The following is a 268-nucleotide window of genomic DNA, read 5'->3' as shown; positions in this document are numbered from 1 at the left end:
GCCAAGCGGTGCAGAGCAGCCCCGTGGCGTCGGCCATCGCCAGCGTGCAGCAGTACATCAACGGGGTGTTGCTGGGCATGGAGCCTGGGTATGAAACCAAAATCATGGAAGAGCATCTGCTCGTCCAGTGGCGCACTATTCAGAGCCAGTACCCGATCTGGGCGGCGGATCAGCAATTGCACTACTTTCCGGAAAGCCATATAGACCCGCGATTGCGCTTGAACAAGTCGCTGTATTTTCAGCAATTGGAAAATGACCTGAACCAGAA

At 55.2% G+C, this 268-nt stretch carries 1 protein-coding gene; it reads left to right on the top strand.

Features of this window, described 5'->3' with window-relative positions; genetic code table 11:
* Positions 1-23 precede the first annotated feature (23 nt).
* The coding region (locus SB765_RS30130; RefSeq protein ID WP_410932561.1) for a neuraminidase-like domain-containing protein at positions 24-268 on the top strand (245 nt) is incomplete at its 3' end.

It is taken from the genome of Pseudomonas sp. SIMBA_067 (genome assembly GCF_046534675.1).
Lineage (GTDB): Bacteria > Pseudomonadota > Gammaproteobacteria > Pseudomonadales > Pseudomonadaceae > Aquipseudomonas > Aquipseudomonas putida.
The sequence above is the reverse complement of the archived record's forward strand: the minus strand, read 5'-3'. Positions and strand labels throughout refer to the sequence as shown.